This is a genomic window from Henriciella sp. AS95 (genome assembly GCF_038900055.1).
Lineage (GTDB): Bacteria > Pseudomonadota > Alphaproteobacteria > Caulobacterales > Hyphomonadaceae > Henriciella.
In genome coordinates this window covers 2,991,223-3,008,255 of record NZ_JBBMQM010000001.1, presented here as the reverse complement: position 1 = coordinate 3,008,255, position 17,033 = coordinate 2,991,223, and the positions used below count along the sequence as shown (strand labels likewise).

10 protein-coding genes are annotated in these 17,033 nt (G+C 60.8%); 3 read left to right on the top strand and 7 right to left on the bottom strand.

Annotated features, from left to right (window positions below):
* The first annotated feature begins 4 nt into the window (after positions 1-4).
* Together WNY37_RS14505 and WNY37_RS14500 are read left to right on the top strand one after the other, a co-directional pair.
* A complete protein-coding gene (locus tag WNY37_RS14505; RefSeq protein ID WP_342974906.1) occupies positions 5-1,678 on the top strand; it encodes an alpha-glucosidase in 1,674 nt (557 codons plus the stop codon).
* Between the two features lie 2 nt (positions 1,679-1,680).
* Positions 1,681-2,712: a LacI family DNA-binding transcriptional regulator gene (locus WNY37_RS14500; RefSeq protein ID WP_342974108.1), complete on the top strand. Its 1,032-nt coding sequence runs from the start codon at positions 1,681-1,683 to the stop codon at positions 2,710-2,712.
* On the opposite strand, the gene WNY37_RS14495 is transcribed toward WNY37_RS14500, so the two are convergent.
* Entirely contained in the window at positions 2,709-4,925 is a 2,217-nt protein-coding gene (locus WNY37_RS14495; protein WP_342974107.1) for a TonB-dependent receptor, read from the bottom strand. The genes WNY37_RS14500 and WNY37_RS14495 overlap by 4 nt on opposite strands.
* 381 nt (positions 4,926-5,306) lie before the next feature.
* On the opposite strand from WNY37_RS14495, the gene WNY37_RS14490 reads away from it, so the two are divergent.
* The gene (locus WNY37_RS14490; protein ID WP_342974106.1) at positions 5,307-5,969 is read left to right on the top strand and encodes a TetR/AcrR family transcriptional regulator; all 663 of its coding nucleotides are present in this window, start codon (positions 5,307-5,309) and stop codon (positions 5,967-5,969) included.
* A gap of 96 nt (positions 5,970-6,065) precedes the next feature.
* On the opposite strand, the gene WNY37_RS14485 is transcribed toward WNY37_RS14490, so the two are convergent.
* The 6 genes from WNY37_RS14485 to bglX all read right to left on the bottom strand — a co-directional run bounded on the left by WNY37_RS14485 (position 6,066) and on the right by bglX (position 16,978).
* Positions 6,066-7,655, bottom strand: a complete 1,590-nt coding sequence (locus tag WNY37_RS14485) for a sodium/sugar symporter (RefSeq protein WP_342974105.1) — start codon at positions 7,653-7,655, stop codon at positions 6,066-6,068.
* Between the two features lie 47 nt (positions 7,656-7,702).
* Positions 7,703-9,226 (bottom strand): tryptophan halogenase family protein, encoded by a 1,524-nt coding sequence (locus WNY37_RS14480; protein ID WP_342974104.1) that lies wholly within the window; start codon positions 9,224-9,226, stop codon positions 7,703-7,705.
* 5 nt (positions 9,227-9,231) lie between these two features.
* Entirely contained in the window at positions 9,232-10,275 is a 1,044-nt protein-coding gene (locus WNY37_RS14475; protein WP_342974103.1) for a cupin-like domain-containing protein, read from the bottom strand.
* Positions 10,276-10,401: 126 nt separating this feature from the next.
* A complete protein-coding gene (locus tag WNY37_RS14470) occupies positions 10,402-13,416 on the bottom strand; it encodes a TonB-dependent receptor (RefSeq protein WP_342974102.1) in 3,015 nt (1,004 codons plus the stop codon).
* Between the two features lie 43 nt (positions 13,417-13,459).
* On the bottom strand, positions 13,460-14,434 hold the full coding sequence (locus WNY37_RS14465) for a glycoside hydrolase family 16 protein (protein WP_342974101.1): 975 nt from the start codon (positions 14,432-14,434) through the stop codon (positions 13,460-13,462).
* 267 nt (positions 14,435-14,701) lie between these two features.
* Entirely contained in the window at positions 14,702-16,978 is a 2,277-nt protein-coding gene (gene bglX / locus WNY37_RS14460; RefSeq protein ID WP_342974100.1) for a beta-glucosidase BglX, read from the bottom strand.
* Positions 16,979-17,033: the final 55 nt, after the last annotated feature.

The window sequence follows — 17,033 nt, the reverse complement described above, 5'->3', positions numbered from 1 at the left end:
GAAAATGCCTGAGGGGGCGACGCTTGCTGCGGCCCGTGAGCAGAGCGGCGATGCGCCGTGGTGGAAAGGCGCGACGATCTATCAGATCTATCCGCGCAGCTTCCTCGATACGAATGGCGACGGGATCGGCGACCTTCCGGGCGTGATTGACGGTCTGGCGCATATTGCATCGCTGGGCGTCGATGCGATCTGGCTCTCGCCATTCTTTACCTCGCCCATGGACGATTATGGCTATGACGTTGCCGACTATTGCGACGTCGATCCGATGTTCGGGACGCTGGATGATTTCGACCGGCTGGTCGCAAGGGCACATGAGCTGGGCCTCAAGGTCATTATCGATCAGGTCTATTCGCACACATCCTATGAGCATGACTGGTTCAAGCAGAGCCGGGTGAACCGCACCAATCCGAAGGCGGACTGGTATGTCTGGGCCAATCCGAAGGCCGATGGGTCGCCGCCGAACAACTGGCAGTCGGTGTTTGGCGGGCCAAGCTGGGCCTGGGATGCGCGGCGCCAGCAATACTATTTCCATAACTTCCTGAGGGAACAGCCGCAGCTGAATGTGCACAACCCGGAGGTTCAGGATGCACTGATCGCGGCGGCGAAGTTCTGGCTCGACCGGGGCGTTGACGGCTTCCGGCTCGATGCGATCAATTTCTCGATGCATGACCGGCAGCTGCGGGACAATCCGCCGTCGAACATGCCGATGGAGAAGGTGACGCGGCCGTTCGACCTGCAGCGCCATGTCTACAATATGTCCCAGCCGGAAGTGCCGGCCTTTCTGGAGCGCATCCGCGCGCTGCTCGACACATATGAGGGTGTCTTCACCGTGGCCGAGATTGGTGGGCCGGACCCGATTGGCGAAATGAAAGCCTTCACAGAGGGCGATAAGCGTCTGAATTCAGCGTATAATTTCGATTTCCTGTATGCGGAGAAGCTGGTCCCTTCTGCGGTGCAAAAATCGCTGAACCAGTGGCATGGCGGGGCCGATGAAGGCTGGCCGAGCTGGGCGTTTTCAAACCATGATGCGCCGCGTGCGGTGTCGCGCTGGGCAAAGCCGGAAGACCGCAAGCAGGCGGCTGATGCGCTGCTACTGCTGCTGCTCGGCTTTCGCGGGAATGCCTTTATCTATCAGGGCGAGGAGCTGGGCCTGCCGCAGGCGCATGTGCCGTTTGAGCATCTGAAAGATCCTGAAGCGATTGCGAACTGGCCACGGACGCTGGGGCGGGATGGCGCGCGCACGCCAATCCCGTGGACGTCGGGCGCTGACAATTCCGGCTTCTCGACGGGAGAGCCCTGGCTGCCAGTGGATCCGGCGCACGATGCGCTGTCAGTTGAGGCGCAGGACAAGGACCCCGCTTCGAGCCTGAACGTGACCCGGTCACTCATGGCGCTTCGCCAGTCGCTGCCTGTGCTGCGGCTCGGCGATATGGCGTTTCTCGACGCGCCAGAGGGCGTGATCGCGTTCGAGCGCCGCTGGGGGAATCACACCTTGCTCTGCGTGCTGAATTGCAGTGACAGCTCAGTTCAGTATATGCCGCCTGACAGAAACGCGTATCGTATCGTCGCGGATGAAACCGGCGCGGTTAACGGTTTTGTTGCTGTGCCGGAGCATATTGCGGGCTGGAGTGGATATTGGGCTGTTCCAACCGATGAGGATAACCGGGGGACAGAGTAGGCATGACAGGTTCAGCGGACAAACCATCGCGAAAATCGACGAGATTGGAAGACCTCGCCAAGAAGGCTGGCGTTTCCATTTCGACGGTGTCGCGTGCTTTGAACGACAGCCCGGCGATTAACCGGCGGACCAAGCAGGCCATCTGGGAGCTGGCGCGGGAGCTGGACTACCCTTTCCGCCAGCGCATGCCCGCCGGGCCGATCGGCGCCGAGGCGACGATTGCCGTGGTCGTGCCACAGCCTCAGGCGCGTGACGGCAATATCTACGATCCGTTCTTCTTTGAGCTGCTGGCCGGGATTGCCGAAGCGGCACGCGAACGCAATTGCGACGTGCTGGTGAGCCATATTACGCCGACCAATTATGACGACCTCGCTTTTGCGATGAGCACGAGCCGCGCCGATGGCGTCATCTTCATCGGGCAGAGTTCGCTTCATACTGAATTCAACCGTCTCGCCGTGAAGGACAGCCGCTTTGTCGTCTGGGGCGCAGAGCTGCCTGAGCAGTCCTATTGCTCCATCGGGAGTGACAATCCCATGGGCGGGCGGCGCGCGACTTCGCACCTTGTTCGTCTTGGGCGAAAGAAGATCCTGTTTCTTGGCGACACTGAAGCGCCTGAAGCGCTGCAGCGGTATCGCGGCTATCTCGAGGCGCTCGACAAGGCCGGCATCGATGCTGATCCCGACTGGTATCTGCCGGTGCATTTCGAGGTGGAGTCGGCTGAGGCCGCCATTCACAGCCAGATCGACCGGGGCCTGGAGTTTGATGGCGTCGTCGCGGCCAGTGATTTGATCGCGTTGGGCGCGATAAGGGCGCTGCAGGCGCAGGGCCGTGATGTGCCCGGTGATGTCTCTGTTGTCGGCTATGACAATGTGCCGTTCAGCCGCCTGTCGCGCCCGTCGCTGACGACCGTGTCTCAGGATACTGCGAAGGCGGGCCGGCTGCTGGTGTCGAAACTGGTGGATTCGCAGGGCGGCACGCGCCGGTCCGAGCGCTCACCGACAGAGCTTATCGTGCGCGGCTCCTGCGGCGCCTAAAACGTGCCGCGAAGCCCGATCGCGACGCGGGTGTCGCGGTCTTCTTCCCATGTCTGGATCTGTCGGACCGTGCCGCCGAAAACCGTGTCTGCGTAGAGCGCCCGGCTGCGGCTTTCATTGCCGCTCTCGATATTGTGCGCCTCGATGCGCAGGGCCATGTCGCCCCAGAGCTTCTTCTCGGCAAAGGCTGACAGGCGCGGTCCTATGTGGAACCGGGCCGTGGAGTCGAGATCGCTATAGATCATGGCATGGCCGGGATGGCGGTAGGTGGCCCCGTAGGAGAGCCCGGCCTTTGTGATGTCGTGGCGGTAGCTGACCTCGTAATTGTCTCCATTATCCGCGCGCAGGCGGCGACCCTGGCCGGTAAACGGGTCTGAAATATCTGAGTCCTGCCAGGTGTACTGAACGGACACGATGGCGTCGCGCAGGCTGAGCGGGGTGAGGCGAAGGCTGGTCTTGATTTCGGCGCCGTGCACTTCGGCGTCCGGTATGTTGCCTTCTGCCGAGTAGACGCCGCGAATGGGGTCGAAGATCGGGACCTTGTCGATGGCGTCGGTGATGTCCTTGTAGAAGACGCGGCCTTCAATCCGGCCGCCATCCTTTGGCAAGCGGTAGGTGTAACCAAGCTCGTATTCCCAGGCTTTTTCCGGCTCGATCCCCGGATTGCCGGCATCGATCTCTTCGTCGACGAAATCATAGCGAGGGGTGAAGTTCTCAAAGTCGAGCTGGCTGACCGTGCGCTCGACGAGGAGGCGGGCCTGCTGGCGGGGTGTCACCTTGTAGCGCGCATCGAGGCGTGGCCTCCAGAAGGAGAGGCTCCGGTCCGGGCTGAAGTCGTAATTGTTGGTGATCTCGGAGGTCTCATAGGTCAGCGAGGTATCGAGCGAGAGTTTCGCCGTTGGCTTCCAGCGGTGGGTGAGGAAGGCCTCGGCGCGCTGCTCCTCGACATGGGCATTCCCGGTCGGAACGACGACTTCTTCAACGAGATCATCGGCGTCGATATCGAAGAAGACGCGTAGGCTCTGGTCGCGGAAATTCTTTGCGCCCTCTGCGCCGATTTCGACCGACATGTCCGCATTGAGAGGCCGCGTCCAGGTGGCGCGAAGGATGTCTTCGCCGATCTCGACATCCGACAGGCTACGGCTGCGTTCGATCGTCCGGTCGGCGATGACGAGGCGGCGGAAATCTTCGGTCAGGATGGTCTCGCGCTTGTGGATGGCGAGGGCGTTCAGCTGTCCGCCAAACCATGCGCCTTCATAATCGCCGCTGAGTTCGAGCGTGTCCCACGGGTTCTGGTCGCGCTCATGCAGGTCGAGCGCCTGGAGGGTCATGTTGCCGGCGGGACCATAGCGGGTGAAAGGGGTGCGGTCTGATGTGGTGACGTCGATGGTCTGCAGGAAGCCGTTCAGCTGTAGCCGGTCGCCGCGCACGAAATCATAGGAAAGGCCGCCCGTGTAGATCCACTTGTCGTGATCGCGGGACCAGTCCTGTGGGCGGCGTTCCTGCACGGTGAAGTCGGGATAATAATAGACCTCGTCGCGGGTCCTGTCGCTCCAGCGGATCGGGCCGTAGACCTCCGGCGACCAGGCATTGCGCTCTATGCCGATGGTGTATCCGACGCCGTTGAAACTGCCATTATAGGAGACAAGCCCGTCAAGTTCGGTGCGGCCCTGATCATTGAAGCGGACATAGGCTTCCCAGGTGCCGGTGCCTGCGATGGATGCGCCCTCCCTGAGGACGACATTGACCAGCGTGCCTTCGGACTGGACGGCGATGTCATCGACGGCGCCGCTGATCAGTTCGACCCGGGCGACAGCGTCATGTGGAATGCGGCGGAGATTGGCGGCCAGATCATTGGCCTTGCCCGGAAACCGGCGGCCATTGAGCAGCACGCGCGCGCCGCCAGACCCGAAGCCCCGTTCCTCCCGGCTCGGTTTCGCCTCATCCAGAATGGATTGGACGCCGGGGATGATCTTCAGGATATCTTCGGCGGTCGACGGATTGTAGCGGGCGAAATAGTCCGGGCCATAGGTGACGCGGGAGTCCGAGGCGGCAGGCTGGGACGTGTCTGGCAGGGCGGCTTCGCGAGCGGCGGCAGTCGGGACGAGCGACACGGCGGCGAGGGCGAGCATGCCGCCGCCAAGGGTGACGCTGGCAGGAGACGCCTTATGGGGCCGCGCATGCTTACGGTCTCTGGGCGGTCTGATAGGCATGGCTCCGCATTCGCTCCCGGCATTGGTCAGACAGGATGGGCGCGCAGCGGGCCGCTACGGCTCTCCTGAAAACCTTCGTTTCCTGTTGTGCGGCCGGGCATATTTGCCTGCTGAGCCACTCCCTTGAGACTCACCTGTAGAAGAATTTTCGAGACTTGGCGATAGTCAGCTTCATTTATTGTGCGGGAGGCCAAACAAGCGCGGTGTCGAGCCTGCGGTTCGCGTCTGGTCTGCGGCCGTTGGCAGACCTTCAGCCAGAGCCCGACGCATCATCCACCACCGATCGCGACGATGTGCGACATCATTAAGGGGCAATACCTAGAACAATCAGTCTAAATAACGGTATAGTGTGCTGAAAGGTAACCGGTGTAACAAAACAGAATGTCCAGCGACGCACAGGCTGAATCAGAACCGCAGCGCAGGCGGGTCCCCAATGCCGAACGGACGGCAACGACCCGCGCAAAACTGATCGAAGCGACGATCCAGACTCTCTACGAACTTGGTTACCACCAGACCACGACGGTTCTGGTGGCAAAACGCGCTGGCGTGAGCCGCGGCGCCATGCTTCACCATTTCCCGACAAAAGCCGATCTGATCATGGCCACGGCCGAGCATATTCGCGTGATGCGGCGCAAGCTGCACAAGGCCCGGCTCAGCGTGTTCGATACGCCGAAGGAGAAGTTTCTGGCGCTGGTTGATGTGCTCTGGGAAGCGATGGTGTCGCCGTCTGGCGTGGCGCGCCTCGAGATCATGCTCAGCGCGCGCAGTGATCCGGAAATGGCCAAGCGGATAGAGCAGATCAATGATGAGATCGACCGCAGTCACAAGGACCGGACCTGGCGGCTGGGCGAAGATATGGGCCTCGACGCGTCGAAGCACCGCGAGAGGTTTGACGCTTTCGTGCAGCTCTATGCGGCGGCGGGGCGAGGCCTGTCCATCGATGCCTTGCGTGAGCATTCCCGCACCGGCGCGAACAAGTCGATCGAGCTGCTGAAAACCTTCCAGAAACAGATGATCGAGGACATGCTCGCGGATGTGAGTTGAGCCAGCTGGCCTGACAGTCTGGCCTGGATTTCTGATCAATAAAAAGCCCGGACGCGTTGAGGCGTGTCCGGGCTTTTTTGTTGTCTGTGGGGCGTCCTACCAGAAGGCGACGTAGATCGCGGCGAGGATCAGGACGATCAGTACGGACGCGATATTGAAGCCGACTCTTGTGTCGAACTGGATGCCGCCAAGGTAGACCGGCTGCTCCGGCTTTGGCTTGGGGGTCATCAGGGAGACGATGACGCCAATGACGAGGCAGACCAGGAAGACGATCCAGATCCGCAGCACGAAAGGCAGCTCAGGCAGCATCAGCTTGGCTGCGACCGACAGCACCACTGATGAGATCAGCAGGGCAAAAGCGCCGGCCGTATTGGTGCGTGCCCAGAAGAAGCCAAGCAGGAAGACCGCGACGACGCCCGGCGCGATGAAGCCGGTATATTCCTGGATCGTCTGGAAGGCGCTTTCCATGCCGCCCAGGAATGGCTGAGCGAGGATGAGGGCGATGATCATGGCGACGAGCGCGGTGATCCGGCCGGTCATCACATAGTGATCCTCGGTCTTATCCTTGGCGATATAGTCCCGGTAGATGTCCATGGTGAAGATGGTGGAGATCGAGTTCATCATGGAGGCGAGCGACGAGACGATCGCGGCGATGAGGGCCGCGAAGACGATGCCGCGCAGGCCGCCGGGCACCAGCGTCATCAGGATGCCATAGGTGCTGTCCGGCTTGGCGCTTAGCGTGTCCATGTCGAGCTGGCCGTTCTGGGCGAGCCAGAGCGCGGCGATGCCTGGAATGACCACGATGACCGGGATGAGAAGCTTCAGGAAGGCGGCGAAGGCAAGACCCTTCTGCGCTTCGGGCAGGCTCTCTGCGCCGAGCGCGCGCTGGATGATGTACTGGTTGAAGCCCCAATAAGAGAAGTGAAGCACCCAGAGACCGCCAAGCAGTGTCCAGATGCCCGGCAGGTCGCCATAGTTCGGATGGTCCGGCTGGAGGATCATGTTGAAATGGTCGGGGATCTCGCTCATCAGCGTGCCGAGACCTGCCATCGGGCCGGCGTCGCCGCCGACGAGGCCGAGCGAGATCCACAGGATGGCGAAGCCGCCAAAGATCAGGATGACGACCTGGATGATGTCGGTCAGGGCAACCGCTTTCAGGCCGCCATAGAGCGAGTAGAGCACGGCAAATGCGCCGAGCCCGATCATCGCAGGCAGGACGGCCCAGCCCGTGACGGCGCTGATCGCAAGGCCGCCGAGCCACAGGATCGAGGTGAGGTTCACCGCCGTGTAGAGGATGATCCAGAACACGGCCATGATCGATTTGACCTCGGGCCCGAAGCGGGTCTCGAGGAATTGCGGCATGGTGAAAATCTTCCGCTCCAGGAAGATGGGCAGGAAGAATTTCGCGACGATCAGAAGGACGATGGCTGCCTGCCACTCATAGGCGGCAATGGCGAGGCCAACGACGAAGCCCTGGCCCGACTGGCCGATGATCTGCTCAGCTGAAATGTTCGCGGCAATCAGCGAGGCGCCGATGGCCCACCAGGGCAGGGCTTTGCCGGCGAGGAAATAGTCCTCGGTGTCTTTCTTGTGGCCTGCAGGCTCACGCGAGACCAGGATCGCGATGGCGAATAGCGCCACCGCATAAAGCCCCACAATGACGAGGTCGATCGTCTCTAATGCCATTTTGTTTCCCTCCCCAAAGGTCGTTCAGCGACGCCCCGGATTTCTTGTTAAGCGTGTTCCTGCACAGGCCTGGATTGTGATGCCATCTCTTTGGCCGGGCAGTATTTTTTCAGGTAATCTTCATGCGACGGCAGACTGTCTGACGTCTTCTCGACATTCTCAATGATGTAATCGAGGAAGCGTTTGACCTCGGCTTCGCTCATCACGTCGGCGACGGGGTGATGGCTCTCAGGCATCAGGCCCTGGCCGAGCATGACCTGCGTCCATGAATTCTCCGCGAAAAGCTCGTCATTGGCGCGGTAGACCCGGCCCGTCTCGCGGAAAAGGTCCATGCGGTGGCGCAGGCCGTCCGGGATGTCCATGGAGCGGACATGACGCCAGAACGGCGTGTCGGTGCGGTTGGTCAGATGGTAATGCAGGATGATGAAATCGCGAATATGGTCGATTTCATACTGGGTCTGCGTATTGAACTCATCGATGTCGGACTGTGAAATCGCGCCCTGCGGGAAGGCGCGCATGAGGCGCATGACAGAGCGCTGGATGAGGTGGATGCTGGTCGATTCCAGGGGTTCGATGAAGCCACTGGACAGGCCGATGGCGATACAGTTGCGGTGCCAATGGGCGCGGCGCGTGCCGGTGCGGAAGCGGATGACGCGTGGCTCTGTGAGGGGCTTGCCCTCGATATCGTTCAGGAGCTTCGCCTGGGCCTCGTCGTCGCTCATATATTTGCTGCAATAGACCGTGCCGTTGCCGGTGCGGTGCTGCAGCGGGATTTGCCAGCGCCAGCCGGCTTCATGCGCGATGGAGCGGGTGTAGGGGCGCGGGGTCCGGACCGATTCAGTCTGTACCGCGATGGCGCGGTCGCAGGGCAGCCAGTGCGTCCAGTCATCATATCCGACGCCGAGCGCGCCATCGATGAGCAGGGCGCGAAAACCCGTGCAGTCGATGAAGAGATCGCCCTCGATTTCGGTGCCGTCCTCAAGGATCAGGCTGGCAATGTCGCCGCTGTCTGCGCGGCGGACTTGAGCGATTTTCCCTTCGCGGCGCTTGACACCATGCGCTTCAGCGAGCTCTCGCAGGAAGCGGGCATAGGCCGTCGCGTCGATATGGTAGGCATAGTTGAGACCGAGGTCTGGCAGATGGGCGAAACGGTCTTTTTCGGCGGCGATAAGTTCAAGGCAGTAATCGCCAAACTCTCCTGCGACGCCGAGTTCGCGCCCGCGATGCCAGAAATGCTGGAAGCCTGCGGTCCAGTGATCCTTGCCGGTGATCCCGAAGGAGTGAATGTAGCGGTGGTTGAGGTCGGTCCAGTTCTCGAAGGCGATGCCGAGCTTGAAGGTGCCGCTAACGGCGCTCATCCATTTTGCCTCGTCGAGGCCGATCAGGCGGTTGTAAGTGACGAGGGTCGGGATGGTGGCCTCGCCGACGCCGACAGTGCCGATGGCGTCGGACTCCACGAGGGTGACGTCGCAGACTTTCTCCAGCACCTTGCCCATGGCAGCCGCCGTCATCCAGCCAGCCGTGCCGCCGCCGGCGATAATCACTTTCTTTCTGGGCGCAGCGTTTTGCATTTGGGTCACCGGTTCAGTCGATCGCGAAGGAAAGCGCGGATGCGGGCGGCGCTTTCGGGCGTGATGGGATCAAGGACGCCACGCGCATTGTCGGGGATGTGATCGGCCTCGCTGCCATCATTGTTGAAGACATAGTGGTCGAACATTTGCTTCCAGATCGTTTTCTCTTCCGGCGGCAGGTCACGCAGCGTCTTCATGGCATGGGTCAGCGCATCCTGCGGCGTGCCGAGATGGGCGGGAGAGGTGCGCCACCAGTAATTGACGAGGATGTTGACCGGGCCTGTGGCCTCGACATGGTGCCACCACATGGACGGGATGAAGAGTGCGTCGCCGGGGTCGAGGTCAGCGATTTCGGCATGGCGGACGGCGTCCCTGAAGCGGGGGAACTTGCCCAGATCTGGAGCCGCGAAATCGACCAGGCTGATCGGGCGGCCGGCGGGCGTCAGCTCAAACGGGCCGACATAGAGGTTCGGCGTCTGGTCGGGCGGGAAGAGGGTGAACCGGCGCTTGCCAGCGGCGACGCAGGCGATGTTCAGCGGCAGGTCGTTATGGGCAGCGACGCGGGTGCGGGTGCCGATCCAGACGCTGCGCAGCGGAGCTAGGTCGCCGAAATCGATATCATTTTCATTGCGAAAACCGGGGAGGACGGCGTCCACATCGGTCGAGGCAAGATAGATGAGCGGCGGCGGGTCAGCCGGGCCGTATTTGAAGATGCGGTCGAGAAACATGGTGAAGGTGGCGTTGCCGCGGTCGACATTCACGCCGGTGAAATCATCATTGTAGAAAAGGCGGCCATCAAGCTCGGCAGGACCGGCGGAGATTGGCACAACCGCGCCATTGTCGAAACGGTTCAGATAGGCCTGAAGGTCGCCAAGGGAGGCTTTGCCGGCATCGACGACGGGCCAGTCGCTGACAAAGCCGCGCAGGATGACGGGGCTGAGGGATTTGGAAATCTCTTCGATAAGGCCGGCATCGGAGCGGTGACACGAGACTTCGCGTACCGGGGCGGCATCATTGAAAATGTCTGTTCGTTCGGTCGTGCAGATCATGATCTCTCCCAGAGACCCATTCTGGCAGGTCTGCCGCTTTTAAGGAATACCAGCCCCGAAATGCGAGACTGGCCTCAAAGAAGGACCCCTGCCGGTCGAAACCGGCAGGGGCGCAGTCAGAGCAGCTTAGAACGTGTACCGGGCACCGAAATTGTAGCGGGCGCCGGTTTGCGTTGCGAAGTTGACGTATGCCGGTGTGCGGCCAACCGTGCGGGTGGTCTCATCCGTGACATTGATGCCTTCAACAAACAGCGTAATGCCGTCGCGGATTTCATAGCTGACATTGAAGTCCAGCTGACCATATTCCTCCACATATTGCGGATTGTTTGGTGTGCCGCTGACGCCGATGGTCGAGGTCAGGAACTGGTCGCGCCAGTTATAGGCGAGACGCGCCTGCAGACCATTCTTGTCGTAGAAGCCGATCAAATTGTAGCTGTCCGACAGGCCGGTGATCGCGAATTGCGGGTCACCGCTCGATGGTACCTGATTGTTGTCGAAGCCGACATCACCATCAACGATCGTGTAGTTGGCGATGAAGCCGAAGCCTGAGTCACCGAAGAAGTGCTGCCAGGCAAATTCCCAGCCATCGACGGTTGCTTCTTCCTGGTTCACAGGCGTTGCAATGTCGAAGGTGAGGATCGGGTCTTCGCCTGCAACACCGAAGATGTTGCCGGTGAAGTTGCCATTGGAGTCGGTGCCTGTGATCTCATAGGTCGATGGATCGGCATTCTCGAAGATCCACTGACGGATCGCCACGGCGTCATCACCGACGGCCGCCAGGGCATCCATGTAACGCTCACCGCCGAACGGTGTGTAAACCGTGAAGGGCGACTGGGTCACAACGCCGGATCCGATGAAGTTCTCGACGTTTTTGCGGTAGTAGCCCGCAGAAACATAAGAGCCGAGACCGCCATCATAGTACCACTCCGCCGAAGCGTCGAAGTTCTCTGACAGGAATGGGCGCAGATTGGTGTTGCCATTCGTACCGGTACCGCCATCGACGCGAACGATCTGCTGAACGCCGAGACCGCCTGCAATGTCACCATAGCCCGGACGGGTCATGGTCTTGCTGTAGGAAGCCCGCAGAACGACGTCGTCACGCGGCTCCAGGCGGAAGTCGACGGCTGGCAGCCAGTAGTCATACTCGCCTTCGAAGGTCTGCGTCTGGGTGTTCGCTGCATTGTCGAGACCGATCAGACCGAACTCGTTGGCCGCGACCCATTGCACGCCGGTTGGGGCAACGACCTGGGCTGGCGACGTGACGTCGGTCGTCTCATACCGGATGCCCGCATTGATCTGAGCTGGCATGGTGCCGATGTCGAAGTCCTTGTGAACCTCAAGGAAGCCAGCAAGGCTTTCTTCCTCGATGCGCCGGTCTTCCAGGAAGTTGTCAGAGCGGCAGATGCCATCACCGCCACAGGCCTGGTTGAACGGGTCACCGGCGCTGTCGATGATATCGACCATGCGGTCGAAATCGAAGACGAAGAAGTCCTGCTGTGTCTGGCCGGCACCGCTGAACTGGTCAAAGTTCTCGGCAATGTTCACACGGCGGAAGATGTCATCCGGCAGGTCATCGGCCGTCCCGACGCCGCCCCAGGTATCGCGCTGGGCATTGGCAAAGGCCGAGCGGACCTTGTTGGTGGTCGACGAGACACCGAAATCCACACTGTCGATGATATTGTCGAGCTCGTATCGACCGTTCAGCTGGATCTGGTCGATCTCGGTCTTGATATAGCTGTTGCCGAAAACCGAGCCTGTCGAGATCATGCGGCTCTCATCGATGCCGGTGAAAGGCGCCTGGAAACCGAGCTGAAGCACAGGGATTTCACTTCTGAAATCGATGCCTTGTGAGCGCAGTTGCAGGTCCGCTGTCGAGATGACCGACGTGGTGCCGTAAGGGCTGTCCTGGCCGGATTCGGCGCTGGATGAGTGCGCATCAAGGACGAAGGAGAGCCGGTCAGTGGCTTGCCAGTCGAGGTTGACGCCAATCGAGTTGTTCTCGCTCTTCGTGGCGAATTTAGCACCGCCCATGGAGAGGTCAGAACCGCCATCGCCAAAGTCTTCATTGTAGAAGAGCGGGCTGGCGATCGGACCATCTGTCCAGCCGCTGGTGACGTCACCATGGTTGAACCAGACCGACATGTCGGAGCGCTCGGTGGCGACCTTGTTGTCGCTGTAGAAATAGTCGAGCGTCGCGGTGAATGTGGAGACCGGTTCGTATTGCAATGTGCCCTGCAAATTCGTCCGCTCACGGCTGATATTGGTCAGGCTGTAATTGACGTTTTGCGGGGTCGAGTAAATGTCGGTCGGGCCCGGACGGTTCGTCACCTGAGTATCGGCTGGCGGCTGAGGTAGTGTGCCCCAATCATTTTCCGAGCCGAGATAGGCGCCGCGCCAGCCGCTCGTCGTGCCGACTTGTGCATAGCCGGAATCGCGTTCCTGATAGCTGCCGGCCACTGCAATACCAATCGTGTCATTGGCGAAGGTGTCGGAGAAGATGCCGGAGATTTCTGGCGTGATTTCCTTGTCACCGATATTGGTGACCGAGTCGTCATAGACGCCCTTGATGCCGACCGAGCCGCGAAGGCCAGGTGAATTGAGCGGGCGGGCCGTCTTGATGTTCAGGGTTGAGCCGATACCGCCAGTTGGCAGGGCTGCGCGGCCCGTCTTGTAGACTTCCACCGCAGCGATGCCTTCAGAGGCGATGTTGCCGAAATCGAAGCTGCGCGACGAGGGTGCGCCGCCGGTCAGGAAGGCGGTTGGCATCTGGCGGCCGTTCAGCAGGACGAGGTTGAAGTCCGGACCGAAGCCGCGAACGGTGACCTGGCTGCCTTCGCCATTCTGGCGGTTGATAGAGACACCGGTGATGCGCTGAAGGGATTCGGCGAGGTTCGTGTCAGGGAACTTACCGATGTCTTCATTGGTGATGGCATCGACGACGCCTTGCGAGTTGCGCTTGATGTCGCTGGCTTCTGTCAGACTGCCGCGAATACCTTCGACGACAACGACGTCCTGGCGCAGATCCTCGCCCTCATCGACCGCTTCCTGAGCGACGGCGCTATTGGCAATGGCGAGCGCGGAGGCGCTCCCCAGAAGTGCGAGCGACACCTGCCGCCATGTGATCAAACCTGAATGTCTCATTTTTCCTCCCAGATGTATAAGTTTCTATAGGTCGTGATTGGTTTTAGCGGGCCTGTACCTCCCAAGGCCCCATGGGTGTTCCGGTCCATTCCTGATCATCGAGGCAGGCGAGGCCGGTCGCTTCGTCGCCATCGCATGTCTCAACCTTGACCCAGTCGACTTGCAGTTCCGCCGGGAAAGAGGCCGGATCGAAGCCTGCGCCATTGGATTTCTCAGGGAGATTTCCGCCGACGGCGAGGTTGAGCATCAGGTAGAAGGGCTGGTCGAAGGGCGCGAATTCTCGGCCCTCTGCTTCGGGGGCACCGGTGTACCAGTCATCGGCCGTGAGCCGCATGAAGATCTTGCCGTCGACCATCCACTGGATCTGGCCTTCGCCCCATTCGAGTGAGTAGACCCGCCATTCATCGGCAGGGCTGCCCGGTTCGAGGCCGGATGTCTTGTTGAACAGGTAGGTATTGTCGGGTTCCAGCTCACCAAAATGAGCGGCGCCGGATGTGCGGACTTCGGTGCCCGTCGGGCAGTCGTCGCACGGCGTGCCGAGATTGACCGCTTCCATGATGTCGAGCTCACCGGACAGCGGCCAGTGGCCATATTCGGCATCAACCGGCATCATCCAGAAAGCGGGCCATGTGCCCTGGCCGGCGGGCAGCTTCATGCGCGCGGAGAACTTGCCGTGCTTCCAGGCTGCGCTGTTATGCGTGCTGATCTTGCCGGAGGTGTATTCCTGCGTCGTGACATCATCGCTCTTGCGATCGGGATGGTTGATGGGCGCGGTGTATGTTTCCTTGCGCGCCTTGAGTTTCAGGACACCGTCAGACACTTCGATATTGGCGGGCCGGTCCGTGTAGCACTGGCGCTCATTATTGCCGCCGCCCCAGCAGGATTCGTCGGCTGTCCAGCGACTGCGATCAAGCGCATCGCCACCAAAGTCCTCAAACCAGACTGTGGTCCATTGAGCATCGGATTCGGAGGAGGAAACGACAGGCGCGGTCGCGGGATTAGCGGTGCATGCCGTCAATAGGACCGCCACACAGCCCAAGTGTTTGCCTGCACGCAACTTCCGCATTCCCTATCCCTTTCAGAGTTCTGATGACTCCCTTGATTGCAGCGTGCTGGCAGCTGCCCTGTCATACAATGGCCGTGCGGCGAACGGGTTGATTGGCGCGGTAAATGGGAAGTTATCGCCGAAGATTGTCCGCCAACGTTCGAAATCGAAACGAAAAAAGCTGCGACGAGCGGGCACTCGTCGCAGCTTTCCGAACCGCGCGGCGAGGGAGGAAACTCGTCAGTCGATCGCGGTTGCAGTTTCAAGGTCGAATTCAGCGGTTAGCGTCGCCGCAGATGATCCGCCTACGAACACTTCGAATTTTCCAGGTTCGACGAGGTATTCGCCGGCGCCGTTGTAGAAGCCGAGTTCATCGGGGCCGAGCGAGAAGCTTGCCGTATAGGTTTCACCCGGCTGAAGGGCGACTTTCTTAAAGCCCTTCAGTTCACGGACTGGACGCGACACGCTGGCGGCGAGATCGCGGATGTAGAGCTGCATGACTTCCTCACCCGCGACATCGCCTGTGTTCTGGACGCTCACCTCGACCGCCGCGCCATTGCTGGTGGGGGTGACCGACAGGTTCGAATAGGCAAAATCAGTATAGCTGAGGCCGTACCCGAACGGGTAGAGCGGGGCGTTGTCTTCGTCGATATAATGCGACCAGAAGACATCCGGGATTTCGTCCGGACGGCCGGTATTGAGGTGGTTGTAATAGATCGGCAGCTGGCCGACGGCGCGCGGAAAGCTCATCGGCAGCTTGCCGCTTGGATTATACGCGCCGGTCAGGACGTTGGTGAGGGCGTGGCCGCTTTCGCTGCCGAGATGCCAGGCCTGAACAATGGCCGGGACGTTCTCGTCGGCCCAGCTGAGCACGAGCGGGCGGCCACTCATGACGACAAGGATGACATTGTCATTGGCCGCTTGGACGGCCTCAAGCAGCTCTTGCTGCAGGCCGGGGAAACCGAGATGGGCGCGGCTGCGGCCTTCGCCAGACTGCAGGCCATCTTCGCCCAGCACGATGACGACCTTGTCGGCGGTTTGTGCCGCGGCCACGGCGGCATCGAATCCGCTGCGGTCATACATGTTGACGATGACTTCGTTCGCAAATCCTGCGTCGCCGATCTCGAGCGCCGTGCCTTCTTCATAGGTGAAGGACAGGCCAGCCTCTTCAAAGCCTTCGACGAGGGAGACCGCCGAATCGGACTCGCCCATGGCGCGCCAGTTGCCGATGGGGCTGTCCTTGTCAGCGGCCAGCGCACCGATGAGCGCGATGCTCTCGCCCTGTTTCAGGGGCAGAAGGTCTTCATCATTCTTCAGAAGCACGATTGAGCGTTCGGCCATGCGGCGAGCGGCGTCGAGATGCTCCGGCGCCATCAGCGTCTCACGCGCGCGCCCTTCATCGATATAGAGGTATGGATCGTCGAAGAGGCCGAGATCGAACTTCACTTCGAGGATACGGCGGACCGCGTCATCCACCATGTCCATCGGCACGTCGCCGGCTTCGACGAGGTCTGCGAGGTGATTGAAATAGACATAGCTTTCCATGTCCATGTCGGACCCGGCGGTGATGGCTTTGAGCGCCGCGTCGCGCTCATCCTCGGCAAAGCCGTGATTGATCATTTCGAGGGCTGAGCCCCAGTCCGATACGATAAAGCCGTCAAAGCCCCATTTGCCTTTGACGAGGTCGCGCTGCAGGGCGCGGTCACCGGTTGCCGGGACGCCGTTCAGCACGTTGAAAGCGTTCATCACCGTTGCGGCATCTGCCTGTTCCAGCGCGGCCTTGAAGGGCGGCAGCATGATGTTGTGTACGGTGACCGTGCCGACATCCACCGTGTTGTAGTCACGGCCCGCTTCGGCAAAACCATAGCCGGCCAGATGCTTTACTGTGGCGGCGATGGTGAGCGGGTCTGAGAGATCATCGCCCTGGAAACCGCGCACACGGGCCACAGCGATCTTCGAGCCGAGATATGGGTCTTCGCCGGCCCCTTCCATGACCCGGCCCCAACGGGCATCGCGTCCGATGTCCACCATCGGTGCGAAGGTCCAGTTGAGCCCATCAGCGGCAGCTTCGGCGGCGGCGATGCGGGCCGTCTGTTCCATCATTTCGAGATCCCAGCTCGCAGCTTCGGCGAGCGGGAGCGGGAAGATGGTCTTGTAGCCGTGGACGACGTCATATCCGAAGAGCACCGGGATGCCGAGGCGCGACTCGTTGACGGCATAGTCCTGGATGGTGCGGATGTCTTCGAGGCCGATCGTGTTCAGCATCGAGCCGACCGTGCCGGAGGTGACCAGATCGCGGCGGCGGCGTTGCAGATCATCATTCGGGGCAGGGCCGGTCGTGTCGCCGAGATCGGAGAACTGGGTCAGCTGACCGACTTTTTCCCCGATTGTCATTTCCGCGATCAGCGCATCGACCTGTTCATCGACGCTGGCTGGCTCTTTGGCGACGGCGGCGCAGGATGACATGACGAAGGCGGCGACGACAGCCGCGCCGGTTCTCAGCGATATCAATTTCACACTTCCCTCCCGAGACATTGGGATTTTCCCTTATGCCATCAATCATCGGGTCAAG